Here is a 24,304-nt window from a genome sequence, read left to right as displayed (position 1 = left end):
TCGCCGGCCGAGATCATGGGACCTTGATGGCTCGCATGTCTCAGAGCGCCGCCGGAGTGGCGATCGATCCGTTCACGATTGCTCGCGCAGCAATCCATGCGGCGCCATGACTCGGGCGCATCCAGCACCGAACCACCACCAGATTGAGCACCATTTCGCCTGCGCCGGTCGCGGCTGCAAGGCAATGATGCGAACGAGCTTGCGCAACGACCCGCCTTTCCAACACAATCAAGAAAAGACGCAAGAAGGGAACGACTAAGAATTTCCACATGGTTTGACAGGAGAACAAGCATGTCATTTCGCAGTGTGATTTCGAACCTATCAATGGGAGCCTTCGCACTTGCCGCGGCAAGCGCGCTTGCATCACCGGCCCACGCAGCAGCACCTGAATCCAACGACCCGATCAAGATCGCGCTGTTCGACTGGACCAGCGTCAACCTCAACGCCAAGATTCTTGGCGGCATCCTCGAAAAGCTCGGTTACACCGTCGAATATCCGACCGCCGACTATCTCTCCAGCCTGACCACGGGCCTGACCAATGGCGATCTCGATGTCGGCCTCGAATTCTGGGACACGACGGCCGGCGAAGCCATGAAGGCTTCTGATGCCACCGGCCAGACCGAACGGCTCGGCAAGCTCGGACCGAAGGCCAAGGAGGAATGGTGGTTCCCCGAATATATGAAGGAGAAATGCCCGGGCCTGCCCAACTGGGAAGCGTTGAAAGACCCGAAATGCGCCGAGGCCTTCTCGACGGCGGAGACGGCGCCGAAGGGCCGTTATCTCGGCGGCCCGGTGACCTGGGAAGGCTTTGACGACGAGCGCGTCGAAGCGCTGAAGCTGCCCTTCACCGTCATCCATGCCGGCACCGATGCGGCGATGTTCGCCGAGCTGGACTCGGCCTATCAGCGCAAGGCGCCGATCATGCTGTGGATCTATTCGCCGCACTGGGCGCCGGCCAAGTACAAGGGCGAGTGGGTGCAATTCCCGGAATACACGCCCGAGTGCTACACCGATCCGAAATGGGGCACCAATCCCGATGCCAAATATGATTGCGGCAAGCCGCATGGCGAGATCTGGAAATACTCCTGGTCCGGCATGAAGGACAAATGGCCGGTCGCTTACAAGGTGGCCAAGGCCTACACGGTCGACACCGACGAACTCAACAAGATGAGCGGCGAGATCGACCTCGGGGGCAAGACGCCGGAAGACGTCGCCGCCGCCTGGATCGCCGCGCACGAAGCCGACTGGAAAGCCTGGGCGCAGTGATCGTTCCGACTGGAAGCCAGACCCGGCCGTAACAGCCGGGTCTATATTCCTATTTTCCAGAAGGACCATTGGATGACGGAAGCGACTGAACCGCAGGCAGTTGGCGTGCCAAAGGATGCGCGGCCGATAAAGCTTGCCTGCCGCAATGTCTGGAAGCTGTTCGGATCGAACGCGGCCAGTTTCATCCGCGAGCGCGACGGCAAGGCCGGCATGGCCGAAATCGCCGCCGCCGGGCTGGTCGCCGCGGTGCGCGCCGTCGACCTTGAAATCCGCCAGGGCGAGATTTTTATCATCATGGGCCTGTCGGGCTCCGGCAAATCGACGCTGGTGCGCTGCATGTCGCGGCTGGTCGAACCGACGCACGGCAAGGTCGAGTTCGAAGGCAAGGACCTGCTGAAAATTTCCGATGCGGCTCTGATCGAGCTCCGGCGCCATCGCATGGGCATGGTGTTCCAGAACTTTGCCCTGCTGCCGCATCTCAACGTGCTGGACAACATTGCTTTCCCCTTGAGTATTCAGGGACAGGACCGGCCGACACGCGAAACGCGTGCGCGCGAGGTGATCGAGCTGGTCGGCCTGCGCGGCCGCGAGCATTTCTATCCGCGCGAATTGTCCGGGGGCCAGCAGCAGCGCGTCGGCATTGCCCGCAGTCTCGCGACCAAGCCCGAGATCTGGTTCCTCGATGAGCCATTCTCGGCGCTCGACCCGCTAATCCGCCGCGAGATGCAGGACGAGCTGATGCGGCTGCAGACCATGCTGCACAAGACCATCGTCTTCATCACCCATGATTTCGACGAGGCCATCAGGCTGGCCGACCGCATCGCCATCATGAAGGACGGCGAGGTCATCCAGATCGGCACACCAGAGCAATTGGTGGTCAATCCGGCGACCGACTATGTCGCCGAATTCACCCGCGACGTCGACCGCGCCAAGGTGATTTCGGCGCGCAGCCTGATGCGCGCCTGCGATGGTACCGAGCATGGCGGCACGGTTTCGCCGGAGACCAAGATCGCCAGCTTCTCGGCCAGGATCGTCGCGGCGGGCAAACCGTTCGCCGTCGTCAACGGCACCGGCAAGCCGATCGGCGAGATAACGCCGCAAGCGGTCATCGAATTGTTGGCGGGTATCGACAAGCCAAGAGCCGGCGCATGACGGTGACGGCAAGCGCCAGCGAAGCGAGGCCACCGGCTCAGCGTTGGCTGCTGGTCTGGGCCCTGGCGCTGGCCGCCGTGCTGGTGGTGTTCCTGCTGCAGGACAGGCTGCCCTGGGCCGTCAACTATCCGGCCGAGGCGGTCGTCCCCGTCGCCGACTGGGTCAGCGCGCTGATGCGCTGGATCAAGTCGAACTTTTCATGGCTGACGCGCTCGGTCACAGCGGTGCTCGGCGTTCCCCTCGACTTCGCGCTCAATCTTCTGGCCAAGAATTTCAAGATCGGCCATGGCGCCGATGCCTATGTACTGCCGCGCCTGTCTTGGGTCGGCGTCTGCGCTGCCGCCTTCATCGCCGGGTATTCAGCGGGCGGCCGCAAGCTTGGCCTGCTGGTCGGCGGCTGTTTTCTCTACATCGCGCTGTTCGGTCAGTGGACCAGCGCCATGCTGACGCTGGCGCTGATCTCCATCGCCGTGCCGTTCTGCATTGTGACGGGCCTGTTCGCCGGCATCTGGGCTTGGCGCAAGCCTTGGGCCGAACGGCTCATCGTCTCCCCTGCCCTCGATCTGATGCAGACCATCCCGACCTTTGCCTACCTGATTCCGATGCTGCTCCTGTTCGGCAACAGTCCGGTGTCGGCGATGATCGCCACCGCCATTTTCGCCACGCCGCCAATGGTACGGGCGACGATGCTCGGCCTGTCGCGCGTGCCGTCCGAGATCGACGATTTCAGTGAGATGGCCGGCTGCACGGCGCGGCAGAAATTGTGGCGCGTGCTTCTTCCCTCGGCGCGGCCGACGCTGATGGTCGGCGTCAACCAGGTGATCATGCTGGCGCTGAACATGGTGATCATCGCCTCGATGATCGGCGCCGGCGGCCTTGGCTACGACGTGCTGCTCGCGTTGCGCGCGCTGAAGGTCGGCGAGGCGATGGAAGCCGGCCTCGCCATCGTCGCACTGGCCATCGCGCTCGATACGCTGAGCCAGGCCATCGCCCACAAGCAGGCGAAAGGCCAGACGCATCAGGCGATAAACCCCGTAGTCTGGCGGCGCTATCCCCATCTGTCGCTGGCCATCGCCATCCTTGCCGCCACCACGCTGCTCAGCCTTTATGTGCCGGCCTTCGCGGCGGTACCGAAGGCGATCACCTTCACCACTGCACCGTTATGGAAGGCGGCGGTGAACTGGGTGACCATCAACTTCTTCGACGTGATCGAAGCCTTTCGCGTGGCGCTTATCCTCAATGTGCTGAACCCGCTGCGCGCGTTCTGCGAAGGCTTTCCGTGGCTGGGCGCCGTGTTCCTGCTCGGCCTTGCCGGCTACCAGCTCGGCGGCTTGCGCCTCGCGGCTCTCGTCGCGGCACTTACCGCTTTCTGCGCCATCACCGGTCTCTGGGAAAAGACCATGGCGACGGTCTATCTCTGCGGCATCTCAGCCTTTATCGCTTGCCTGATCGGCATTCCGATCGGGCTCGCGGCCGCGCGCAGCGACCGCTTTGAAAAGATCGTCACGCCCATCATCGACACGCTGCAAGTGCTGCCGTCCTTCTGCTTCATCATTCCGGTGGTGATGTTGTTCCGGGTGGGCGACGTCACCGCCATGATCGCAACGATCGCCTTCGCCGTGGTGCCGGCGATCCGCTACACCAATCACGGCATCCGGCAGGTGCCGCCGGCGCTGATCGAAGCGGCGAAAGTGTCCGGCTGCACACCGCGCCAGACCTTCTTCCGCGTGCAGCTGCCGCTGGCGCTTCCCGAGATCATGCTCGGCGTCAACCAGACCATCCTGATGGCGCTGGCGATGATCATCATCTGCGCCATGGTCGGCACACGCGATCTCGGCCAGGAGGTGTTCATCGCTCTGTCGAAAGCCGATTCCGGCCGCGGCATCGTTGCAGGCCTGGCGATAGCCTTCATCGGCATCGTCGCTGACCGGCTTTTCAACGCCTGGACGGCTAAAGCGCGGGCAAGACTGGGATAGTGGTCGAATGTCCGATCCGGGCGAACCGCCTTTTGCCGTTCTCGTTTTCGACATGGCCAAGACCGGCGAACCGGACGGTGAACAGTTGATTTCCGGTTTCGCTACGGTGGATGCGGCAACATCCTACGCTATCGCTCGGGTGCGCGCCTCGGTGGAGGAACTGCGCAAGCCGGGCATCGCAGCCGCGGAGCTTCGGAGACCGATGCTGCGCCGGACTATCCAACGGATTGAACCGACCTACTCCGCCGCGACGCCCTTCACCTCGAGATAGCTTTCCATCGAATCGTCCAGAGCCTGTAGCCACGGCGTGTGGTGCAGCGGCGCCATGGTGCCGGTCATCAGCGAGCGATAGGCATGGTCGCGGAAGCTCATAATGTCTTCGGCCTTGTGGTGCTCCCACTCCATGAAAGTCTGGTTGACCGCCTCGACGTCGAAGCCGGGATAATCGGTCTGGTCCATCAGCTCCTTGGTGTAGTCGCCCTGGAACCAGATCATCTGCTCGGCGTCTTCGAGCGTTTCCTCGCGGGCACGCCATTTGGCGCCGTGCTCGGCCATCGCCTGCACGGAGGGCAGCTTGATGCGGCCCATGATGACGTCGCGGGCGAACCAGGCCTGCGCGTCGAACATGTTGAAGGTGTAGAACTGGTCCTGCATGCCGATATAGGAGAGCTTCGGGTTCTTCTCCCAGACGACGCCCTCATAGAGGTCGAGCGGCCACATGCGGTTGGCGGTCTTGAGCTTGAGATCGTCGGTGAGGAAGGGGAAGGAATGCAGATAGCCGGTGCACAGGATGATGGCGTCGACGTCCTTTGTGGTGCCATCCTTGAAATGCGCGGTCTTGCCGACAACCTTCTGCAGCAGCGGCACTTCCTTCCAGTTCTCCGGCCATTTGAAGCCCATCGGCTTGGAACGGTAGCTGGAGGTGATCGATTTGGCGCCGTATTTGTAGCATTGCGAGCCGATGTCCTCGGCCGAATAGGAGCGGCCGATGATCAGGATGTCCTTGCCCTTGAATTCCATCGCGTCGCGGAAATCATGGCTGTGCAGGATGCGGCCGTTGAAGGTCGAAAAGCCTTCGAAATAAGGGACGTTGGGCACCGAGAAATGCCCGGACGCGACAACGACATTGTCGAACTCTTCGGAGTAGGTGACGTCGTTGGTGCGGTCATGCGCGGTGACGGTGAATTTCTTCGTCACGTCCGAGAAGGTCACCATGCGCACCGGGCTGTTGAAGCGCACCCATTTGCGCAGGCCTGATTTTTCGACGCGGCCCTTGATGTAGTCCCACAGCACGGCGCGCGGCGGATAGGAACCGATCGGACGGCCGAAATGCTCCTCGAATGTGTAGTCGGCGAATTCCAGGCATTCCTTCGGCCCGTTCGACCAGAGGTATCGGTACATCGAGCCGTGAACGGGGTCGCCGTGCTCGTCGAGGCCAGTGCGCCAGGTGTAGTTCCACAGGCCGCCCCAGTCCGACTGCTTTTCGAAGCAGACGATTTCGGGAATCGCGGCACCCTTGTCTTCGGCCGATTTGAAGGCCCTGAGCTGGGCCAGGCCGGATGGTCCGGCCCCAATGACGGCAACGCGAGTGTTCATGGCAGGCCTCCCAGAATTTCTCTTACGAAACAAATTTCACTCACAGTGACAGTAATTGCCCCTTCGATGCTGTCAACAGGCCTTGTGACGAAACCGCGTTTCGCTCCAGCGGATTTCCAGCAAAAACCGATAACAGCGCAAATCCGGACCGGACACCATTCGACTTAAAGGGCTTGCCGGCACCGAATGTGTTCACCTACAGTGAAATAAATCTTCAGGATTCGGGGGACGAGATGGCGAAGACAATTTCCGACTCCAAGGCTGGCCCCGCTTCGGCAAAGGCAAAGCCAGTGGCAAAAGTTTCAGGGGATGGGAAGACCATCCGCACGCCGCTGACGCAGAACCCGCATGCCATTCGCGACACGCGCGAAAAGGTGCTCGAGGTGGCGATCGGCCGCGAGGTGCGCGCCTTCCGCAAGAAGCTCGGAATCACCGTCGCCGATCTGGCTGTCGCCACCGACATTTCGCTGGGCATGCTGTCCAAGATCGAGAACGGCATCACCTCGCCGTCGCTGACCACGCTGCAGGCGCTGTCGCGGGCGCTCGGCGTTCCCGTTACCGCCTTCTTCCGCCGCTTCGAAGAGGAGCGCAGCGCCGTCTTCGTCAAGGCCGGCGAAGGCCTCGATGTCGAGCGCCGCGGCACGCGCGCCGGCCACCAGTACAATCTGCTCGGACATATCGGTTCCAACACCAGCGGTGTCGTGGTCGAGCCCTATCTGATCACACTGACCGAGGATTCGGATGTGTTTCCGACCTTCCAGCATGAGGGCATGGAGTTCCTCTATATGCTGGAAGGCGAAGTGGTTTACCGGCACGGCAGCAATCTTTACCCGATGAAGCCGGGCGACAGCCTGTTCTTCGACGCGGATGCACCGCACGGACCGGAGCAGCTGACAAAACTGCCGATGCGGTATCTGTCGATTATCTGCTATCCGCAGAGCGCGGGCTGAGGCACTTGGTTCCTCGCCCCACGTAGTGGAGAGGTGGCTCGGCGAAGCCGAGACGGAGAGGGGAGCGCCCTACGAAGGCCCCCTCTCCGTCCGCTTCGCGGACACCTCTCCCCCGCCTCTGGCAGGGGCGAGGAACCCAAGTCTTTGGAGGTCAATCTGGCCCGAACCCAGGGCTGGTCGCACTCCCATCATCGAGCTTCGACAGCCATTCGACCAGCGTCGGCCGATACCGGGTCAGGCCCTTGTAAGTCGCCAACTCCTCAGGCAGATCGCGGATGACGCGGTGCAGGCGCCGTGCCCATTTCGGCTGCGTCACCAGTTCGTCCATCTTGATCAGGTAGCAGCGGATCGGGAAGACGATGCCGTTGGAGCGCGGCAGGCGCCAGAAGCTTTGCAGCTCGACGCGCAGATGCACCTTGTCGCCGATATTCTCCGGCGTCACCGTGGTCCGGTCCGGACCCCATTTGTGATAATTTTCCGGGCTGGTGTCGAGACGCGGATTGATGGTCATCGTCCAGTTGAGACGCCGCGCCGGCTTGCCCTGCTGGATGTTGGTGAGGAATTTCAGCGCCCGGACGAAAATCCCCTTCTCATGCGCCAATGGCACCGGCGCGTGCCACTCGAAGAAGTTCATGCCGATGTCGAAATCGAGCGACCAGTCGGCCTGGGTGGTGACCATGCCGGCATCCATCCACAGATTGCCGTCGCGCTGGTCGAGGATGCAGAAATCGCCCTGGCTCTGGCGGGTGATGTACTCCATCGGCCCGTAGGGCAGCGTCGAGGTGTCGCCGAAGGTAAAGGTGTCGTCGATGCCGAGCGGCCGGTTGATCCAGCGCCAGCGATCGCCATCACGGGTCAGCGTGAAATGTTCGGGATAACCCAGCGCCTGCTGCTCCATCAAAAGTTCGAGCAGGTCCCAGCCGGCCAGCGTCATGTGCGGCAGCGACTGGCAGCGCAGCGGGTCCTCGGCCAGCACCAGCGCGCGGTCCTGCATCTCGGCGACATAGTGCTCGTCGACGTCGATCAGGTTTTCCAGCACGCTGCCCTTGGGACCCACGACATGCGGCTCGATGTTGACCGCATACATGTAGCTGTCTTCGTGGAACGGAAACGGAAACCGCCTGATGTGTTCCGGACTGTTCTTGAAGGTGAAATCGTCGCGGAACGTTTCCTTGCGAAAGGTGATGCCCATGATTTCCTCCTAGAGCGGGATGCGTTCGGCTTGAACGCGACATCCCGCTCTATCTCTTTGTTTTAGCCGCATTTCTGCGACGCCAAGTGTTTCCACTTGGCTGCAAAATGCTTTACCGCTCCAGCACCAGCGACTTGCCCTCGAAGCGCGACACGCACGGCATGATCTTGCAGCCGGAGCGATGGTCTTCCTCGCTCAGCCAGTGGTCGTTGTGGATGAACTTGCCGTCATACGAGATGACGTTGGTCTCGCACTGGCCGCAGACACCGCCGCGGCAAAGATAGGGCGGATCGACGCCGGCGGCCTCGATCGCTTCGAGCAGGCTCTGCTGCTCGCCGACGCGGATGGTCTTGCCGCTGACGGCAAGTGTGACGTCGAAAGGCAGGCCGGGTTGCGGCGCCGCGAAATGCTCGTAATGCACAGTCTCCGGCGGCCAGCCGAGGCTTGCCGCACGGTCGCGCACCCAGTTGATCATGCCGGCCGGGCCGCAGACATAGAGATGCGTGCCGAGCGGCTGCGACGACAAAAGCCTGTCGAGTTCGATGCGCTGGTCGAGGTCGTCGTGATAGAGCCGGATGCGGCGGCCATAGCGCTCCTGCAGCACGTCGGCATAGGTGCCGAGCGAAGCGGTGCGGCAGGTGTAGTGCAGTTCGAAATTGCCGCCGGACCCGGCGAGCTGCGCGGTCTGCGCCATGAATGGCGTGATGCCGATGCCGCCGGCCAGCATCAGATGCTTCTTTGCCCTGAGATCGAGCGAGAACAGATTGACGGGATAGCTGACCACCATCTCCAGCCCCGGCTTGACCGACCGGTGCATGAACAGCGAGCCGCCGCGGCCGACATCGTCGCGGCGCACAGAAATGGTGTATTCGCGCGTGTCGAGCGGAGAGCCCATCAGCGAATAGGGATTGAGCCTGGTGAGGTCGCCATCGCGCATCTCGACCACGACATGGGCACCGCCGGAAAAAGTCGGCAACAGTTCGCCGTCGCGGCGGCGGAAATGAAAGCGGGTGACGAGGTCGTTGACCGGGACGACATCGCTGACCACGACATCGAGCTTGGTGGTGCCGGTGCTCATGGGAAGGCCTCCTCCATGGGAGGAATTTCCGAGCGGTCCTCGGCATTGATGCACACGCCCTGGAAGGCGGCGAGGCGCCGGGAATAATGATCGCGCACCAGAAGCAGCAGGCCGCAATGCGCACAGGTGGCAGGCTGCGTCGTCACATTCTCGGTGATGCCCTTGCAGTGCACACACTGCATGCGCCGCGCCAGCGAGCCGCGGTGTTCGGTCTGCATGGAGGTGTGGTCGATGCCGGCTTCGAGCGCCACCTGCATGGCTTGGCCGATCAGCCCTTCAGTGCCGGCGAGGTAGAGGCGCAGGCCCATATGGGCGTTGGCCAGCGTCTGCTTCAGTCGCGGCAACAGGCTGGCGAAGGACGGCGCGATGTGAAGCTGCGCCGGCTTCAGCGCTTCGAGAGCGGCGACATGCTTGTCGTCAGTGCCAGGAATGAAGACGATCTCGGCGAAGTCGAAGAAACCGGGCGGAGCCGTCTTTGCCATATCAACGATCGCCAGCGCGCCTTCCGCATCCGCCACGAAAAGATGATGCTTGCCGGGCTGCGGAGACAGGGTTCCGTAAATAGGCCGGCTGATGATCGTCTTGGCTGCCATTCTCTCTTTGTGCCCTAAAGTCCTCGCTGTTGACTATGCCTCAGCCTTTCGCCGTGCGCTTGGTCTTCTTGGGATCGTCGAAGGGCAGCGGCTGCGCCGTCGCCTTGATCGAGCCGCTCTTGTTGCGGATCTCGAGCTTGTTGTCCTTGACGGCGCAGTCGACATCGAGGCGCGCAATGCCCATCGATTTCTTGACCAGCGGCGAATACATGGCGCAGGTCACCACGCCGACTTTTTTGCCGTCGCGATAGACCGGCGCGCCCTCGTCGGCCGGCTCCTTGCAGTCGAGCAGAACGCCATAGATCTTGAAGCGTTCCTTGCCCTTCAGCCGATAATGCTCCTCCGCGCCGCGGAAGCCCGTTTTGCCGGGGCTGACGGTGAAGTCGAGGCCCAGCTCCCACAGCGTGTCGCCGGGGCCTTCAGTCTCGAACGGATATTTCTGCGAATTGTCGTAGGGATAGAAGAGCAAATAGCTTTCGACGCGCAGCATATCGAGCGTGGTGAAGCGGCACGGAATGATGCCGGCGCTCTTGCCCTCGTCGAGGATCCTGTCCCAGATCGTGCCGGCATCCTGGCCGCGGCAGAATATCTCGTAGCCGCGCTCGCCGGTGTAGCCGGTGCGCGAGATCATCACCGGAAAGCCGAACAGCTGCGTCTGCATGTGATGGAAATAGTTGAGGTCGCGGATGCCCGGCACGTGCTTTGAGAGATAGTCGACCGCCGTCGGCCCCTGCAGCGACAGGTCGTGCAGATTGTCGTCGAAGCGCAGCGAGACGTCGCGGCCGACGGAAGCGCGCTGCAGTTCCTCATGGCCGGTGCCCGAACCGTGCACCACCATCCAGGCGTTCGGCCCGGTGCGGTAGAGGATGCAGTCGTCGGTGAATTTGCCGGCCTCGTTCAGCATGCAAGCATAGGCCGACTTGCCGGGATAGATTTTTTCGACGTCGCGCGTGGTGGCGAGATCGATGAGATGTGAGGCATGCGGCCCGGTGATGTGGACCTTCTTCAGGCCAGAGACATCCATCAGCCCGGCCTTGGTGCGGATGGCGGTGTATTCCTCGTCGGCATCCTTGTCGTAGGTCCAGGCGGTGCCCATGCCGCTCCAGTCTTCGAGCTTCGAGCCGAGCGCGCGATGGCGATCCGCCAGGGTCGAAAATCTCCAGGATGCCGTCATCCGCTAATCCTCCGTTCGAAAATTCTGTGCTGTTCCCTGCCCCTCGCACTGCTGCGGGGGTCTTTGAGCGAATATTGACCGCAAACGTCCTGATGTCGCAATACCCATAAGCAAATAATTTCATTGTCAGGCAAAATCTGCCAGGCCAAATGACCGGTTAGCCAAACGTAAATTCGTCTTGACAATTTCGCAAATCGGACTGAATTTATGAAAAAAATTTCACTCTCTTGAAAGAGGGCAATGACCGGCCAATTCGGAAGCCGGCGTTGGAATAAAGGGGAAAACCGATGTCAGACCTGCAGCAGCGCATCGAAGCGCTGTACCGTTCCGACGTGCGCGGATCCGCGCTCCTGATCATCTGCCTGTGGGCGACGATCCTCTTCGTGCTCATCATGACATGGCCCTACATCCCGGACACCGGGATCAAGATCGTCGTCGCGATCGCCGCCGCCGCCGTGCTGATCTTCAACACGGCCGCCATCCTGGCGATGGTCAATCACTACAAGGAAGACAAGGACTTCATCTACGGGCTCGACATCAAGAATGCCGACGCCGCCCGCAACCGCAAAATCTGAGGTAGAGAGATGCCACGCTACACACCGCCGGAGCAAAGCCGGGCCGGGCAGATTTTCGACATTGTCGTCGTCGTCGTCGCCATCTTCGTGGCGCTGTGGCTGCCGCTCAAACTCGGTTTCGCCGGCGCCGCAAAATCCATCGATGCGCTTGACGCCAAGACCTGGGAGGCGCTGGGGCAGAACGCGACCATGGCCGCGATCTGGGAAAAGCTCGGCTATACGCCCGAGACAGCGCACGACATCATCCAGAACCGCTTCCACTACATCATCGACTGGCCGACGCTGATTATCATGGCAGCCGTGCTGATCGGCTATTTCGTCTTCCTGTTCCGCGCCTCCGACCGCGAATATCGCGACGTCATCAACGAAAAGTTCGACGACAAATAACGCAAGAAATCCTGGGGGAAGCACGCTCATGTGGATAGCTCTGTCTTATGCATGCTGGGGTATCTCGGTCGTGCTTGCGCTGTGGATGCTCTACGACTGGTTCAAGATCGACACGACTTACTCCGAGGATGTGCTGACCTCCTCGCGCGAAGGCGAGCTTGAAGCCGCTGCCGAAAAACACCGGATCTGAGTGGGGATCGATCAATGACCGCCGCGGTTGAGAATACCATCACCACCACCATTCACGGCGACAGGGTTTCGCTGCTCAGGGTGCTCGGCCCTGCCCATGTCTGGGCGCTCGGCGTCGGCATCGTGTTGGTCGGCGAATTCACCGGCTGGAATTTCTCGGCCGACAAGGGCGGTGCGCTTGCGGCGCTGATCGTCTGCTGGGTGGTCGGGTTGCTCTACACCTCGGTCGCCATGATCGATTCCGAGGTGACATCGACGGTCGCCGCCGCCGGCGGCCAGTATGCCCAGGCCAAGCACATTGTCGGACCGCTGATGGCGTTCAACGTCGCGCTGTTCCTGGTCTTTGCCTACACAATGCTGGAGGTGTCGGACGCCATCCTGCTCGGCGACACCATCGTCGCCAAGGCCGGCGTCGAAGGGCTCACCCACAATTCCTTCATCGCCGCCACCATCGTCGTGCTGGCGTGGCTCAACTACCGCGGCGTGCTGATGACGCTCAACGTCAATTTCGTCATCACCGCGATCGCCTATGTCTCGATCGTCATCCTGTTCTTCTCGGTCAGCCCGTGGACGCAAGGCGCAGTGCTCAAGCTCAATGAGCTGGTCACGCCCGGCAATGCGCTGCCCTATGGCTGGATCGGCGTCATCGCCGCCTTCCAGTTCGGCATCTGGTACTATCTCGGCATCGAAGGCACCACGCAGGCGGCCGAGGAAGTACGCTCGCCGGCCCGTTCGCTGCCCTACGGCACGATGGCTGGCATGATCACGCTTCTGATCGCCGCAGCCATGACCTGGTATGTCTGCGCCTCGCTGATGCCCTGGGAGTATCTCGGCATCACCTATTATCCGTTGTGGGACGCCGGCAAGCTGACCGGCAGCGCACTGCTCGAAAACCTGCTGTTCATCGCAACACTGCTCGCGGCGCTCGCCTCGGCCAATGGCTGCATCAACGATGCGGCCCGCGCCTGGTTCTCGCTCGGACGCGACCGCTACCTGCCGACATGGTTCTCGGCCGTGCATCCGAAATACCGCACGCCCTACCGCTCGATCCTGTTCCTGCTGCCGATCGCGCTGGCCTTCGCCTTCATCGCCGACCTCAACCAGGCGATCACCTTCTCGATCCTGTCAGGCGTGTTGCAATACACCTTCATGAGCATCAACATCATGATGTTCCGGAAGAAGTGGCCGCTCGGCACCATCCGCCGCGGCTACACGCATCCCTTCCATCCGCTGCCGGCGATTGTGCTGTTTTGCCTGTGCGTGGTGACCTTCTTCGCCATCTTCCTCGGCTTCGGCTCGCAGCTGATCGCGATGACGATCTTCTATTTCCTGATCTCTGTGTGGTTCCACTTCTACCGCTATCGCTATGTGCGCCGCGGCGACCAGTTCACCATGCCGTGGCCGAAGCCGCAGGGCTATTGATAGGAGAGGACCTGCCGTTTCGGGCAGGCATGGCGTGACGAGGTGTCCGAGGTGACGACAGCATTGCTGGCCGGGGCGATCGCCCTGGCTATCGTCCTGCACCTCGCCTGGCTGGCGCGCGCCAGCCGCAACAGGGCAACCGCCGCTCGTGAGGCCGAGGTGGCCTGCATCCGCACCGTCATTCCCGGCGCTTCAGACGTTTCGGACGGCACGGCAGGCGTCATCACCTGGTCAGGCACATGGAACGATCGGCGCGTGCAGGTGCGCACCATCGTCGACACGCTGGCGACGCGAAAACTGCCGGCACGCTGGCTCAGCGTCACGGTCACCGAACCGGTCGCGGTGCCGGCGACCTTCGACATGATGATGCGGCCTGGCTCGCCGACGACCTTCTCCAATTTCGACCACCTCCAGCATACGCTGCCGAAGGCACCGGGATTTCCGGCTGAAGCCGTGCTGCGAACCGACCTCCGAGCGGCGCGCTTTCCGCAGAATCTGATCGCCAGCCATCTGGAGATTTTTGCCGAAGGCCGCGCCAAGGAACTCTTGATCACACCGAACGGCGTGCGCATCGTCTGGCTGCTGGCCGAGGCCGAACGCGCGCGCTACGGCGTGTTCCGCCAGGCAGCATTCGGCACCACAAGGCTCGATCCGGCGCTGGTCGAGAGACTCCTTACCTCAGCATCGGTGCTGCGCGATGCCATCAACAGACAGGAAAGGCAGGTGGCATGATGAACGTACCCCCGCCCGCGCCGACAAATCCCTATCTCGTCCTCGGCGCCGCGATCGTTTTGCCGGCAAGCGGCCATGTCATTCTCGGCGTGCCGGTGCGCGGCCTACAGTTCCTGTTCTTCATGGTGATCCTCGCCTGGGTGACGGCCAAGATCGCGCCGGCCGACGCCAGCTTCGTCGGCCGTCATGCCGGAGGCTTCCTGATCTATGCGCTGTCGATCCTCGACGCCTACAGAATGGCCCGCATCCGCACCGCCATATGGGCTCACAGCGCCCGTGCCGGCGCTGACACCGCGCAAAGCGGCATTGAGCCGCATAGGTAACTACAGGAATATTTTTTTCATATGATTGAATTCGGGCAGCGCATTCGGTACATCATCTCTTAGCTGCAAACGCCGGGAGGCTGACATGTGTGGAATCGTCGGACTTTTTCTAAAGGACAAGTCGCTTGAGCCGCAGCTCGGCTCGATGCTGTCGCAGATGCTGATCTCGCTCAGCGATCGCGGGCCTGACAGCGCCGGCATCGCCATCTATGGCGCCTCGTCCAGGAACGAAGCCAAGATCACCATCCAGTCGGCCAAGCCCGATCGCGATTTCCGCGGCCTCGACGCCGAGCTTGCCAAGGCCATCGGCGCGCCGGTGAGCATTGCGGTGAAGTCGACGCATGCCGTGCTCAGGACTGCACCCGACAAGGTCGACACTGCCCGCGAAGCGCTGCAGTCGATCCGGCCGGATGTGCGCATCATGGGCGCCGGTGAAGCGGTGGAGATCTACAAGGAGGTCGGCCTGCCGGAAGCTGTCGTCGACCGTTTCGACGTCCGCTCGATGACCGGCACGCATGGCATCGGCCATACCCGCATGGCGACGGAATCGGCTGTCACCACCATGGGCGCGCATCCGTTCTCGACCGGCGCCGACCAGTGCCTGGTGCACAATGGTTCGCTGTCCAATCACAACAATGTGCGGCGCGAATTGCGGCGCGAAGGCATGACCTTCGAGACCGAGAACGACACCGAGGTCGCCGCCGCCTATCTCTCCTCGCAGATGGCGCATGGCAAGAATCTCGGCGAGGCGCTGGAAGGCACGCTGTCGGACCTCGACGGCTTCTTCACCTTCGTCGTCGGCACCAAGAACGGTTTCGGCGTGGTGCGCGATCCGATCGCCTGCAAGCCCGCCGTCATGGCCGAGACCGACCAGTATGTCGCCTTCGGCTCGGAATATCGCGCGCTGACCAAGCTGCCCGGCATAGACAATGCGAGGGTCTGGGAACCGGAACCCGCAACCGTCTATTTCTGGGAGCATTGAGCCCATGCCGGCAACCAAACTTTCGAAGGTGGTGCAAGACCACGCTTCCAGGGTCTTCGATCTCGATGTGTCATCGCTGCGAGAGCTGAACCAGGCGCTGCACAATCTGACGCCCGGTTCCAACGAAACGGCGTGGGAAGTGCTGCACCCGAAGGGCAGCCATTCGGTCGCCGTCGGCGTCGACCAGCCGGTCAGCATCGATGTGCGCGGCAGCGTCGGCTATTACTGCGCCGGCATGAATGACGGCGCCGCGATCACCGTGCACGGCTCGGCCGGCCCTGGGGTCGGCGAGAACATGATGTCGGGCTCGATCGTGATCAAGGGCGACGCCAGCCAGTATGCCGGCGCCACCGGCAAGGGTGGGCTGCTGGTCATCGAAGGCAATGCCTCGTCGCGCTGCGGCATTTCGATGAAAGGCATCGATATCGTCGTGCACGGCAATATCGGCCACATGTCGGCCTTCATGGCGCAATCGGGCAATCTGGTGGTGCTGGGCGATGCCGGCGACGCACTGGGCGATTCCATCTACGAGGCGCGGCTGTTCGTGCGCGGCAAGGTCGAGAGCCTCGGTGCCGACTGCATCGCCAAGGAGATGCGGCCCGAGCATATCGAACTCCTGCAGGGCCTGCTCGACCGCGCCGGCGTGACCGGGGTCAAGCCGTCGGAGTTCAAGCGCTACGGCTCTGCGCGCACGCTCTACAATTTCAATATCGACAACGCCGACGCGTATTGAGGCAGCATGACCTACAAGAACCCGCCGACGACGCCGCGCAAATCCGCGACCTTCGACGACTACACGCTTTCCGAGATACGCCGCGCCGCAGCGACCGGCATCTATGACATCAGAGGCGCCGGCGCCAAGCGCAAGCTGCCGCATTTCGACGATCTTCTGTTCCTTGGCGCCTCGATCTCGCGCTATCCGCTCGAAGGCTACCGCGAGCGCTGCGACACGTCAGTCGTGCTGGGCTCTCGCCATGCCAAGAAGCCGATCGAACTGAAAATCCCGATCACGGTCGCCGGCATGAGCTTCGGCTCGCTCTCCGGCCCCGCCAAGGAAGCGCTCGGCCGTGGCGCGACGCTCTCCGGCACCTCGACCACCACCGGCGACGGCGGCATGACCGAGGAGGAGCGCGGACATTCCCAGACGCTGGTCTATCAGTACCTGCCGTCGCGCTATGGCATGAACCCGCGTGACCTGCGCCGCGCCGATGCCATCGAAGTGGTGGTCGGCCAGGGCGCCAAGCCCGGCGGCGGCGGCATGCTGCTCGGCCAGAAGATTTCCGACCGCGTCGCCGAAATGCGCACGCTGCCGAAAGGCATCGACCAGCGCTCGGCCTCGCGTCATCCCGACTGGACCGGGCCGGACGATCTCGAGATCAAGATCCTCGAACTGCGCGAAATCACAGACTGGGAAAAGCCGATCTACGTCAAGGTCGGCGGCGCCCGCCCCTACTATGACACCGCGCTTGCGGTGAAGGCCGGCGCCGATGTCGTCGTCGTCGACGGCATGCAGGGCGGCACCGCGGCGACGCAGGAAGTGTTCATCGAAAATGTCGGCCAGCCGACGCTTGCCTGCATCAGGCCGGCGGTGCAGGCGCTGCAGGATCTCGGCATGCACCGCAAGGTGCAGCTGATCGTGTCGGGCGGCATCCGCAACGGCGCCGATGTCGCCAAGGCGCTGGCGCTCGGCGTCGACGCGGTGTCGATCGGCACGGCGGCGCTGGTTGCGCTCGGCGACAACGATCCGCGCTGGGAGGCGGAGTACAATGCGCTCGGCACCACCGCCGGCGCCTATGACGACTGGCATGAGGGCCGCGACCCCGCGGGCATCACCACGCAGGACCCCGAGTTGATGAAGCGGGTCGATCCGATCGCCGCCGGACGGCGGCTGGCGAACTACCTGAAGGTGATGACGCTCGAGGCCCAAACGATTGCCCGCGCGTGCGGCAAAAACAGCCTGCACAATCTCGAGCCCGAGGATCTCGTCGCGCTCACCATCGAAGCCGCCGCCATGGCCGGCGTGCCGCTTGCCGGCACCAACTGGATACCGGGGAAGAACGGCTTCTGACAAAGACTACCCAGATCACATAAGCGAGGAACTATAATGGGGAACGATCTCGCCGCATTCGCCAAAGAGAACGGCGTCAAATATTTCATGATTTCCTACACCGACCTGTTCGGTGGCCAGCGCGCCAAGCTGGTGCCGGCACAGGCGATCGCCGACATGCAGAAGGACGGCGCCGGCTTTGCCGGTTTCGCCACCTGGCTGGACCTGACGCCGGCGCATCCCGATATGCTCGCGGTGCCGGACCCGGACTCGGCCATCCAGCTGCCGTGGAAGCGCGATGTCGCCTGGGTCGCCGCCAATTGCATCATGGACGACAAGGAAGTCGAGCAGGCGCCGCGCAACACGTTGAGGCGGCTGATTGCCGAAGCGGCCACCGACGGCATGCACGTCAAGACCGGCGTCGAGGCCGAGTTCTTCCTGATCTCGCCGGACGGCAGCGTCATCTCCGACAAATACGATACGGCCTCGAAACCCTGCTACGACCAGCAGGCGGTGATGCGCCGCTACGATGTCATCGCCGAGATCTGCGACCACATGCTGGCGCTGGGATGGGGCCCCTACCAGAACGACCACGAGGACGCCAACGGCCAGTTCGAGATGAACTGGGCCTTCGACGATGTGCTGGCGACCGCCGACAAGCATTCTTTCTTCAAGTTCATGGTCAAGTCCGTCGCCGAAAAGCACGGCCTGCGCGCCACCTTCATGCCAAAACCCTTCCAGGGCCTGACCGGCAATGGCTGCCATGCCCATATTTCGGTGTGGGACAAGGCAGGCAAGACCAACGTCTTTGCCGACAATTCCATGGAACTCGGCCTTTCGGCCAAGGGCAGGAACTTCCTCGGCGGCATCATGAAGCATGCCTCGGCGCTGGCCGCGATCACCAACCCTACGGTCAATTCCTACAAGCGCATCAACGCGCCGCGCACCATTTCTGGCGCGACCTGGGCGCCGAACACGGTGACCTGGACCGGCAACAACCGCACCCACATGGTGCGCGTACCCGGCCCCGGCCGCTTCGAACTGCGCCTGCCGGATGGCGCCGCCAATCCCTATCTCTTGCAGGCGGTCATCATCGCGGCCGGCCTCGATGGCATCCGCTCCAAGGCCGATCCCGGCAAGCGCTACGACATCGACATGTACCAGCATGGCCATACGGTGAAGGGCGCGCCGAAGCTTCCGCTCAACCTGCTCGACGCGCTGCGCGAATACGACAAGGACAAATCGCTCAAGGCGGCGCTGGGTGAGGAATTCTCGTCGGCTTACCTAAAGCTGAAGCACCAGGAATGGAATTCCTATGCTTCGCACTTCACGCAATGGGAGCGCGACCACACGCTGGACATCTGATGTCCGGCGTGGGGCGAGCGGCCTCGGAATGACCTGATGAAATATTCGATCTTCTCGCTCGCCCGCGCCGCCCTTTCCGGCCACAAGGACTGGCAGCGCACCTGGCGCGACGCCAGCCCGAAAGATCACTATGATGTAGTGGTCATCGGCGGCGGCGGCCACGGGCTCGCCACCGCCTGGTTCCTCGCCAGCGAGTTCGGCATCAAGAATGTCGCCGTGCTGGAAAAGGGCTGGATCGGCTCCGGCAATGCCGGCCGCAACACCACCATCATCCGCTCCAACTACGGCCTGCCCGGCAATACCGGCTTCTACGAACTGTCGATGAAGCTGTGGGAGCGGATGGAGCAGGACCTCAACTACAATTCGATGGTCAGCCAGCGCGGCATCGTCAATCTCTACCATTCCGACGCGCAGCGCGACGCCTATGCACGGCGCGGCAACACCATGCGCATCAACGGCATCGATGCCGAGCTGCTCGATCAGGCGGGGCTTCGCAAAATGATGCCGTTCCTGAATTTCGAGAACGCACGCTTTCCCGTGCAGGGCGGCCTGTTGCAGCGCCGTGCCGGCACGGCGCGCCACGACGCGGTGGTCTGGGGCTATGCCCATGCCGCGAGCGAACTTGGCGTCGACATCATCCAGAATTGCGAAGTCACCGGTTTTGTCAGAGACGGCAACGGCAAGGTGACCGGGGTCGAGACCTCCCGCGGCAAGATCGGCGCCGGCAAGGTCGGCATGGCGGTTGCCGGTTCTTCCTCGCGCGTCGCTTCGATGGCGGGCCTGCGCTTGCCGATCGAAAGCCATGTCCTGCAGGCTTTCGTCTCCGAGGCGATCAAACCGCTCATCCCCGGTGTCATGACTTTCGGCGCCGGCCATTTCTATGTCAGCCAGTCGGACAAGGGGGGGCTCGTCTTCGGCGGCGACATTGACGGCTACAATTCCTACGCCCAGCGCGGCAACATGCCGGTGATGGAAGATGTCTGCGAAGGCGGCATGGCGCTGATCCCGATGATCGGACGCGTGCGGCTTTTGCGCCAATGGGGCGGCATTATGGACATGTCGATGGACGGCTCGCCGATCATCGACAAGACACCGGTCGACGGGCTCTACCTTAATGCCGGCTGGTGCTATGGCGGCTTCAAGGCGACGCCAGGCTCGGGCTTTGTCTTTGCCCATCTGCTGGCGCGCGATGAGTCGCACAAGGAAGCCGCACGGTTCCGCCTCGACCGCTTCCAGCGCGGCGCCATGATCGACGAAAAGGGCGTGGGCGCCCAACCGAACCTGCACTGAGGGCGGCGAGATGCGGATTGTCTGTCCCTTCTGCGGCGAACGTGAACTCGGCGAGTTCACCTATCTCGGCGACGCCAAGCCACAACGGCCGGCGGCGGAAGCCGGCGAGGACGCCGTCTACGACTATGTCTACCTGCGCGACAATGTCGCCGGCGTGATGAGCGAGAATTGGTACCATGGCGGCGGCTGCCGCTCCTGGCTGAAGGTGACGCGCAACACGCTGACACATGAGATTACGAAGGTGGAACCGGCTGCAGGCGCTGGTGCTGCAAAGGTTGGCGCGTGATGGCCGGCGCGCAGACAAACCGGCTGGACAATGGCGGTCTAATCGACCGATCGGCGTCCTTGAACTTCCGCTTCGACGGCAGAAATTTTTCCGGCTTCCAAGGCGACACGCTTGCATCGGCGCTGATCGCCAACGGCGTCAAGCTGGTCGGGCGCTCGTTCAAGTACCACCGCCCGCGCGGCATTCTCACCGCCGGTTCGGAAGAGCCCAACGCGCTGGTCGAACTGCGCACCGGAGCACGGCGCGAGGCCAACACCAAGGCGACGACGGCGGAGCTCTATGAAGGGCTCGAAGCCGCCAGCCAGAACCGCTGGCCGTCGCTGCGCCACGATGTGATGTCGGTGAACCAGCTGTTCGCGCCGATCTTCGTCGCCGGCTTCTACTACAAGACCTTCATGTGGCCGGCGAAATTCTGGGAAATGATCTACGAGCCGGCGATCCGTCGCGCCGCCGGTCTCGGCCGCGCGGCGGTCACCGCAGATCCCGACCACTACGACAAGGCCTGGGCGCATTGCGACGTGGTGATCGCCGGTTCCGGCCCGGCCGGTCTCGCGGCAGCTCTGGCCGCAGGCCGCAGTGGCGCGCGCGTCATCCTGTGCGAAGAGGATTTTGTCCCCGGCGGCCGCCTGCTGTCGGATGGCGGCACAATCGACGAGCTGCCGGCAGCGGAGTGGCTGGCGCGCACGCTGGCCGAGCTTGGCTCGATGCCGGATGTGCGCATCATGACCCGCACGACGTTGTTCGGCGTCTATGACGGCGGCACCTATGGCGCGATCGAACGGGTCAACGACCATCTGCCGACGCCGCCCGAGCATCAGGTGCGGCAGCGGCTGTGGCGGATCGTGGCCAAGCGCTGCGTCGTCGCGGCTGGCGCGATCGAGCGTCCCATCGTCTTCGCCGGCAACGACACGCCCGGCGTGATGATGGCATCCGCCATGCGGACCTATGTCTCACGCTATGCCGCCACGCCGGCAAAGCGCATCGCGCTGTTCACCAACAATGAGGATGGCTGGCGCACGGTCGAGACCGCACTCGCTGCCGGCCTGCAGATCGCCGCGGTGATCGACGCGCGCAGTGACGTCTCGCCCGCCCATCGCTCGCTCGCCTCCAAAAACGGCTTCACCGTGCTGCATGGCGCTGTCAGCAGCGTCGACGGCGGCAAGGACGGGGTGCGCAAGATCTCGGTGTCGCTGACCGGAGGCGCGCGGGCCGAGGTCGAGGCCGATGGCCTCGCCGTTTCCGGCGGTTGGAACCCGGCGGTCGGGCTGACCTCCTACCATCGCGGCAGGCCGAGATGGCGTGACGATATCGCGGCGTTTGTGCCGGACGGCGCGCCTCCCGGCATGGTCGCTGCAGGTGCGGCGAACGGCGCCTTCGGGCTCGGCGCCTGCCTGAACCAAGGTTTTGCCGCCGGCGCCGCGGCCGCGCGGGACGCGGGACGCACCGCCAACGCGGGCTCCGCACCTGTCGCCGATGACGAGGCGTTCTCGCTGACGCCGCTCTGGCATGTCGCCGGCAAGGGAAAAGCCTTTGTCGACCAGCAGCATGACGTCACGGCGTCCGACATCGAGCTGGCGCAGCGCGAGGGCTTTGAATCGGTCGAGCATCTGAAGCGCTACACGACGCTCGGCATGGCGACCGATCAGGGCAAGACCTCGAACGTCGCGGGCCTTGCCATCATGGCGGCGGTGACTGGAAAATCCATTCCTGAGACCGGCACGACCATCTATCGCCCGCCTTACGTGCCCGTCGCCATTGGCGCCTTTGCCGGCCACCATCGCAACGAGAATTTCCACGCGACGCGGTTGACGCCCTCGCATCACTGGGCCGCAGAGCAGGGCGCGATCTTCGTCGACACCGGCCTGTGGAAGCGCGCGCAATGGTATCCGCGCGCCGGCGAAAAGGGCTGGCTGGAATCCGTCACCCGCGAGGTCAAGGCGGTGCGCTCGGGCGTCGGCTTCTGCGATGTCTCGACGCTCGGCAAGATCGACGTGCATGGCCCGGATGCCGGCGCCTTCCTCGATCGCGTCTACATCAACACCTTCTCCAACCTTGCCGTCGGCAAGGCGCGCTACGGGCTGATGCTGCGCGAGGACGGCCTGGTCTATGATGACGGCACCACCTCGCGGCTGGCCGAAGACCATTATTTCCTCACCACGACCACGGCCAAGGCCGGGCTGGTGATGCAGCACCTCGAATTCTGCCGGCAGGTCCTGTTTCCCGAACTCGACGTGCAGTTGACCTCGGTCTCCGACCAGTGGGCGCAATTCTCGATCGCCGGACCGAAGACACGTGACCTGCTGAAGGAAATCGTCGACTCGGCCGAAGACCTCTCCAACGAAGGTTTCCCCTTCATGGGCGCGCGCGAAGTCGCGCTGCGCGGCGGCATCAAGGCGCGGCTGTTCCGCATCTCGTTCTCCGGCGAGATGGCGTTCGAGATTTCGGTTCCGGCCCGCTATGGCGAGGCGATGGCGCGCAATCTGATGCTGGCGGGCAAACCATTCGGCGTGACGCCGTATGGCACTGAAGCTTTAGGCGTTATGCGCATCGAAAAGGGCCATGTCGCGGGACCGGAACTGAGCGGCACGACGACGGCGGCCGATCTCGGTCTCGGCAAGATGATGTCGACCAAGAAGGATTTCATCGGCCGCGTCATGGCCGGCCGCGAGGCGCTGGTGGCGCCGGACCGGCAGGTCGTCATGGGCATCAAGCCGGTCGACAAGGCGCGTCGCTTGCGCTCCGGCGCGCATATCATTCCGAAGGGGCAGACCCCTGGGCCTGACAATGACCAGGGCTACGTCACCTCGGTCTGCTTCTCGCCGACGCTCGACCAGTGGATCGGGCTGGGCCTCGTTGAACGCGGCCGCGAGCGCATCGGCGAGATCGTCCACGCGCACGACCCCCTGCGCGGCGAGGACTATGATGTCGAGCTTTGCAATCCCGTCTTCTACGACCCGGATGGAGGGCGCCAGCGTGGCTGAGTTTTCCTGGGATGTTCGTAGCCCAATCGAGCGGGCTCTTGTTGCAGGGCCTTACGGTGCGCAAGGCGATGCCGGCATGTCGCTGACCGAAATCCGCAATTTCGACCTGGTGCAGGTGATGGCACAGCGCGGCAAGGCCGGTGATTTGGCCAAGGCAGCGAAGGCCCGCTTCGGCGTTGCGGCTCCAGAGACACCCGAGGCTGTGCAGACTCCGGATGCGACGCTGATCTGGTCGGGACCCGATCAGTTCTTCGTGCTGTCGAAGGGCGGCAAGCACACGACTGAAGTACTCGCCCAGGCGTTTGCATCTTCTGCGTCGCTGTCGAACCAATCGCATGCGCGCGTGCTGATCAGCATCTCGGGCGCAAAGGCGCGAACGATGCTGGCCAAGCTGTCGTCGATCGATCTGCATCCCGACGCGTTTCCGGTTGGCACCACGGCGGCAACGTCGATGGACCACACCAGCGTCACGCTCTGGCGCGGCGGAGATCGCGACGGGCAGGCGGTGTTCAATCTGCTTGTGTTCGCGACTTTCGCGGAGAGCTTGTGGCATACGATACTCGACTCGGCAGCGGAGTATGGCGTGGCGATCGTGCATTCCGAAGCGTTGGCGTAAAGGCGCGCCCTTCGCTTGTCCCCCTGTGGGAGAAGGGAGCTTGCACCATCTCCGCCTTGCCAAACGCGATCCCCCTGCTATTCTCCCTGCTAAAATAATTTTACACACAGGCAAACTTGTTTCTCGAACCGC

General features: G+C 63.0%; 24 protein-coding genes. 19 read left to right on the top strand and 5 right to left on the bottom strand.

Annotated elements, in window-relative coordinates; translation table 11 throughout:
* Positions 1–291: 291 nt before the first annotated feature.
* The 4 genes from ACWGTO_RS04590 (at position 292) to ACWGTO_RS04575 (ending at position 4,665) form a co-directional block, all read left to right on the top strand.
* Positions 292–1,266: an ABC transporter substrate-binding protein gene (locus tag ACWGTO_RS04590; RefSeq protein ID WP_454573681.1), complete on the top strand. Its 975-nt coding sequence runs from the start codon at positions 292–294 to the stop codon at positions 1,264–1,266.
* A gap of 72 nt (positions 1,267–1,338) precedes the next feature.
* Positions 1,339–2,418, top strand: coding sequence for a quaternary amine ABC transporter ATP-binding protein (locus tag ACWGTO_RS04585; RefSeq protein WP_454573680.1), 1,080 nt, complete (start codon positions 1,339–1,341; stop codon positions 2,416–2,418).
* Positions 2,415–4,394, top strand: a complete 1,980-nt coding sequence (locus tag ACWGTO_RS04580) for an ABC transporter permease (RefSeq protein ID WP_454573679.1) — start codon at positions 2,415–2,417, stop codon at positions 4,392–4,394. Before ACWGTO_RS04585 ends, ACWGTO_RS04580 begins: the two co-directional genes overlap by 4 nt.
* A 7-nt stretch (positions 4,395–4,401) precedes the next feature.
* Positions 4,402–4,665 (top strand): hypothetical protein, encoded by a 264-nt coding sequence (locus tag ACWGTO_RS04575; protein ID WP_454573678.1) that lies wholly within the window; start codon positions 4,402–4,404, stop codon positions 4,663–4,665.
* Here ACWGTO_RS04575 and ACWGTO_RS04570 read toward each other — a convergent pair.
* Positions 4,632–5,990 (bottom strand): NAD(P)-binding domain-containing protein, encoded by a 1,359-nt coding sequence (locus ACWGTO_RS04570; RefSeq protein WP_454573677.1) that lies wholly within the window; start codon positions 5,988–5,990, stop codon positions 4,632–4,634. The genes ACWGTO_RS04575 and ACWGTO_RS04570 overlap by 34 nt on opposite strands.
* Before the next feature lie 233 nt (positions 5,991–6,223).
* Between ACWGTO_RS04570 and ACWGTO_RS04565 the strand changes: the two genes are divergently transcribed.
* Complete coding sequence (locus tag ACWGTO_RS04565) at positions 6,224–6,940, top strand: helix-turn-helix domain-containing protein (protein WP_454573676.1); 717 nt, start codon at positions 6,224–6,226, stop codon at positions 6,938–6,940.
* 151 nt (positions 6,941–7,091) lie between these two features.
* Here ACWGTO_RS04565 and ACWGTO_RS04560 read toward each other — a convergent pair whose 3' ends face one another.
* The 4 genes from ACWGTO_RS04560 to ACWGTO_RS04545 all read right to left on the bottom strand — a co-directional run bounded on the left by ACWGTO_RS04560 (position 7,092) and on the right by ACWGTO_RS04545 (position 10,977).
* Positions 7,092–8,132, bottom strand: coding sequence for a heme-dependent oxidative N-demethylase family protein (locus ACWGTO_RS04560; RefSeq protein ID WP_454573675.1), 1,041 nt, complete (start codon positions 8,130–8,132; stop codon positions 7,092–7,094).
* A 112-nt stretch (positions 8,133–8,244) separates the two neighbouring features.
* A complete protein-coding gene (locus ACWGTO_RS04555; RefSeq protein WP_454573674.1) occupies positions 8,245–9,210 on the bottom strand; it encodes a PDR/VanB family oxidoreductase in 966 nt (321 codons plus the stop codon).
* The gene (locus ACWGTO_RS04550) at positions 9,207–9,803 is read right to left on the bottom strand and encodes a dimethylamine monooxygenase subunit DmmA family protein (RefSeq protein WP_454573673.1); all 597 of its coding nucleotides are present in this window, start codon (positions 9,801–9,803) and stop codon (positions 9,207–9,209) included. Before ACWGTO_RS04550 ends, ACWGTO_RS04555 begins: the two co-directional genes overlap by 4 nt.
* A gap of 40 nt (positions 9,804–9,843) precedes the next feature.
* Entirely contained in the window at positions 9,844–10,977 is a 1,134-nt protein-coding gene (locus ACWGTO_RS04545) for an aminomethyltransferase family protein (protein ID WP_454573672.1), read from the bottom strand.
* A 287-nt stretch (positions 10,978–11,264) separates the two neighbouring features.
* Here ACWGTO_RS04545 and ACWGTO_RS04540 point away from each other — a divergent pair, with 287 nt between their 5' ends.
* The 14 genes from ACWGTO_RS04540 to ACWGTO_RS04475 all read left to right on the top strand — a co-directional run bounded on the left by ACWGTO_RS04540 (position 11,265) and on the right by ACWGTO_RS04475 (position 24,172).
* Complete coding sequence (locus ACWGTO_RS04540; protein WP_454573671.1) at positions 11,265–11,552, top strand: hypothetical protein; 288 nt, start codon at positions 11,265–11,267, stop codon at positions 11,550–11,552.
* 9 nt (positions 11,553–11,561) lie between these two features.
* A complete protein-coding gene (locus ACWGTO_RS04535; RefSeq protein ID WP_454573670.1) occupies positions 11,562–11,939 on the top strand; it encodes a hypothetical protein in 378 nt (125 codons plus the stop codon).
* A gap of 28 nt (positions 11,940–11,967) precedes the next feature.
* Positions 11,968–12,129 (top strand): hypothetical protein, encoded by a 162-nt coding sequence (locus ACWGTO_RS04530; protein ID WP_454573669.1) that lies wholly within the window; start codon positions 11,968–11,970, stop codon positions 12,127–12,129.
* A gap of 14 nt (positions 12,130–12,143) precedes the next feature.
* On the top strand, positions 12,144–13,550 hold the full coding sequence (locus ACWGTO_RS04525) for an APC family permease (protein WP_454573668.1): 1,407 nt from the start codon (positions 12,144–12,146) through the stop codon (positions 13,548–13,550).
* Between the two features lie 42 nt (positions 13,551–13,592).
* Positions 13,593–14,282 (top strand): hypothetical protein, encoded by a 690-nt coding sequence (locus tag ACWGTO_RS04520; protein ID WP_454573667.1) that lies wholly within the window; start codon positions 13,593–13,595, stop codon positions 14,280–14,282.
* Complete coding sequence (locus tag ACWGTO_RS04515; RefSeq protein ID WP_454573965.1) at positions 14,282–14,605, top strand: hypothetical protein; 324 nt, start codon at positions 14,282–14,284, stop codon at positions 14,603–14,605. Before ACWGTO_RS04520 ends, ACWGTO_RS04515 begins: the two co-directional genes overlap by 1 nt.
* A gap of 85 nt (positions 14,606–14,690) precedes the next feature.
* On the top strand, positions 14,691–15,587 hold the full coding sequence (locus ACWGTO_RS04510; RefSeq protein WP_454573666.1) for a class II glutamine amidotransferase: 897 nt from the start codon (positions 14,691–14,693) through the stop codon (positions 15,585–15,587).
* A gap of 4 nt (positions 15,588–15,591) precedes the next feature.
* The gene (locus ACWGTO_RS04505) at positions 15,592–16,320 is read left to right on the top strand and encodes a GltB/FmdC/FwdC-like GXGXG domain-containing protein (protein WP_454573665.1); all 729 of its coding nucleotides are present in this window, start codon (positions 15,592–15,594) and stop codon (positions 16,318–16,320) included.
* Positions 16,321–16,326: 6 nt separating this feature from the next.
* The gene (locus ACWGTO_RS04500) at positions 16,327–17,655 is read left to right on the top strand and encodes an FMN-binding glutamate synthase family protein (protein ID WP_454573664.1); all 1,329 of its coding nucleotides are present in this window, start codon (positions 16,327–16,329) and stop codon (positions 17,653–17,655) included.
* Positions 17,656–17,691: 36 nt separating this feature from the next.
* Entirely contained in the window at positions 17,692–18,999 is a 1,308-nt protein-coding gene (glnT, locus tag ACWGTO_RS04495) for a type III glutamate--ammonia ligase (RefSeq protein WP_454573663.1), read from the top strand.
* A 36-nt stretch (positions 19,000–19,035) separates the two neighbouring features.
* Positions 19,036–20,289 (top strand): sarcosine oxidase subunit beta family protein, encoded by a 1,254-nt coding sequence (locus ACWGTO_RS04490; protein WP_454573662.1) that lies wholly within the window; start codon positions 19,036–19,038, stop codon positions 20,287–20,289.
* Between the two features lie 10 nt (positions 20,290–20,299).
* Positions 20,300–20,575 (top strand): sarcosine oxidase subunit delta, encoded by a 276-nt coding sequence (locus ACWGTO_RS04485; RefSeq protein WP_454573661.1) that lies wholly within the window; start codon positions 20,300–20,302, stop codon positions 20,573–20,575.
* Positions 20,575–23,556: a sarcosine oxidase subunit alpha gene (locus tag ACWGTO_RS04480; RefSeq protein ID WP_454573660.1), complete on the top strand. Its 2,982-nt coding sequence runs from the start codon at positions 20,575–20,577 to the stop codon at positions 23,554–23,556. Before ACWGTO_RS04485 ends, ACWGTO_RS04480 begins: the two co-directional genes overlap by 1 nt.
* Complete coding sequence (locus tag ACWGTO_RS04475) at positions 23,549–24,172, top strand: sarcosine oxidase subunit gamma (protein WP_454573659.1); 624 nt, start codon at positions 23,549–23,551, stop codon at positions 24,170–24,172. The genes ACWGTO_RS04480 and ACWGTO_RS04475 overlap by 8 nt, the downstream gene beginning before the upstream one ends.
* Positions 24,173–24,304: the final 132 nt, after the last annotated feature.

Source organism: Mesorhizobium sp. PL10 (assembly GCF_053714315.1).
The sequence above is the reverse complement of the archived record's forward strand: the minus strand, read 5'-3'. Positions and strand labels throughout refer to the sequence as shown.

Coding starts and splice junctions, on each gene's coding strand:
- ACWGTO_RS04590 (WP_454573681.1), top strand. CDS start 292: ATGTCATTTCGCAGTGTGATTTCGAACCTATCAATGGGAGCCTTCGCA.
- ACWGTO_RS04585 (WP_454573680.1), top strand. CDS start 1,339: ATGACGGAAGCGACTGAACCGCAGGCAGTTGGCGTGCCAAAGGATGCG.
- ACWGTO_RS04580 (WP_454573679.1), top strand. CDS start 2,415: ATGACGGTGACGGCAAGCGCCAGCGAAGCGAGGCCACCGGCTCAGCGT.
- ACWGTO_RS04575 (WP_454573678.1), top strand. CDS start 4,402: ATGTCCGATCCGGGCGAACCGCCTTTTGCCGTTCTCGTTTTCGACATG.
- ACWGTO_RS04570 (WP_454573677.1), bottom strand. CDS start 5,990: ATGAACACTCGCGTTGCCGTCATTGGGGCCGGACCATCCGGCCTGGCC.
- ACWGTO_RS04565 (WP_454573676.1), top strand. CDS start 6,224: ATGGCGAAGACAATTTCCGACTCCAAGGCTGGCCCCGCTTCGGCAAAG.
- ACWGTO_RS04560 (WP_454573675.1), bottom strand. CDS start 8,132: ATGGGCATCACCTTTCGCAAGGAAACGTTCCGCGACGATTTCACCTTC.
- ACWGTO_RS04555 (WP_454573674.1), bottom strand. CDS start 9,210: ATGAGCACCGGCACCACCAAGCTCGATGTCGTGGTCAGCGATGTCGTC.
- ACWGTO_RS04550 (WP_454573673.1), bottom strand. CDS start 9,803: ATGGCAGCCAAGACGATCATCAGCCGGCCTATTTACGGAACCCTGTCT.
- ACWGTO_RS04545 (WP_454573672.1), bottom strand. CDS start 10,977: ATGACGGCATCCTGGAGATTTTCGACCCTGGCGGATCGCCATCGCGCG.
- ACWGTO_RS04540 (WP_454573671.1), top strand. CDS start 11,265: ATGTCAGACCTGCAGCAGCGCATCGAAGCGCTGTACCGTTCCGACGTG.
- ACWGTO_RS04535 (WP_454573670.1), top strand. CDS start 11,562: ATGCCACGCTACACACCGCCGGAGCAAAGCCGGGCCGGGCAGATTTTC.
- ACWGTO_RS04530 (WP_454573669.1), top strand. CDS start 11,968: ATGTGGATAGCTCTGTCTTATGCATGCTGGGGTATCTCGGTCGTGCTT.
- ACWGTO_RS04525 (WP_454573668.1), top strand. CDS start 12,144: ATGACCGCCGCGGTTGAGAATACCATCACCACCACCATTCACGGCGAC.
- ACWGTO_RS04515 (WP_454573965.1), top strand. CDS start 14,282: ATGAACGTACCCCCGCCCGCGCCGACAAATCCCTATCTCGTCCTCGGC.
- ACWGTO_RS04510 (WP_454573666.1), top strand. CDS start 14,691: ATGTGTGGAATCGTCGGACTTTTTCTAAAGGACAAGTCGCTTGAGCCG.
- ACWGTO_RS04505 (WP_454573665.1), top strand. CDS start 15,592: ATGCCGGCAACCAAACTTTCGAAGGTGGTGCAAGACCACGCTTCCAGG.
- ACWGTO_RS04500 (WP_454573664.1), top strand. CDS start 16,327: ATGACCTACAAGAACCCGCCGACGACGCCGCGCAAATCCGCGACCTTC.
- glnT (WP_454573663.1), top strand. CDS start 17,692: ATGGGGAACGATCTCGCCGCATTCGCCAAAGAGAACGGCGTCAAATAT.
- ACWGTO_RS04490 (WP_454573662.1), top strand. CDS start 19,036: ATGAAATATTCGATCTTCTCGCTCGCCCGCGCCGCCCTTTCCGGCCAC.
- ACWGTO_RS04485 (WP_454573661.1), top strand. CDS start 20,300: ATGCGGATTGTCTGTCCCTTCTGCGGCGAACGTGAACTCGGCGAGTTC.
- ACWGTO_RS04480 (WP_454573660.1), top strand. CDS start 20,575: ATGGCCGGCGCGCAGACAAACCGGCTGGACAATGGCGGTCTAATCGAC.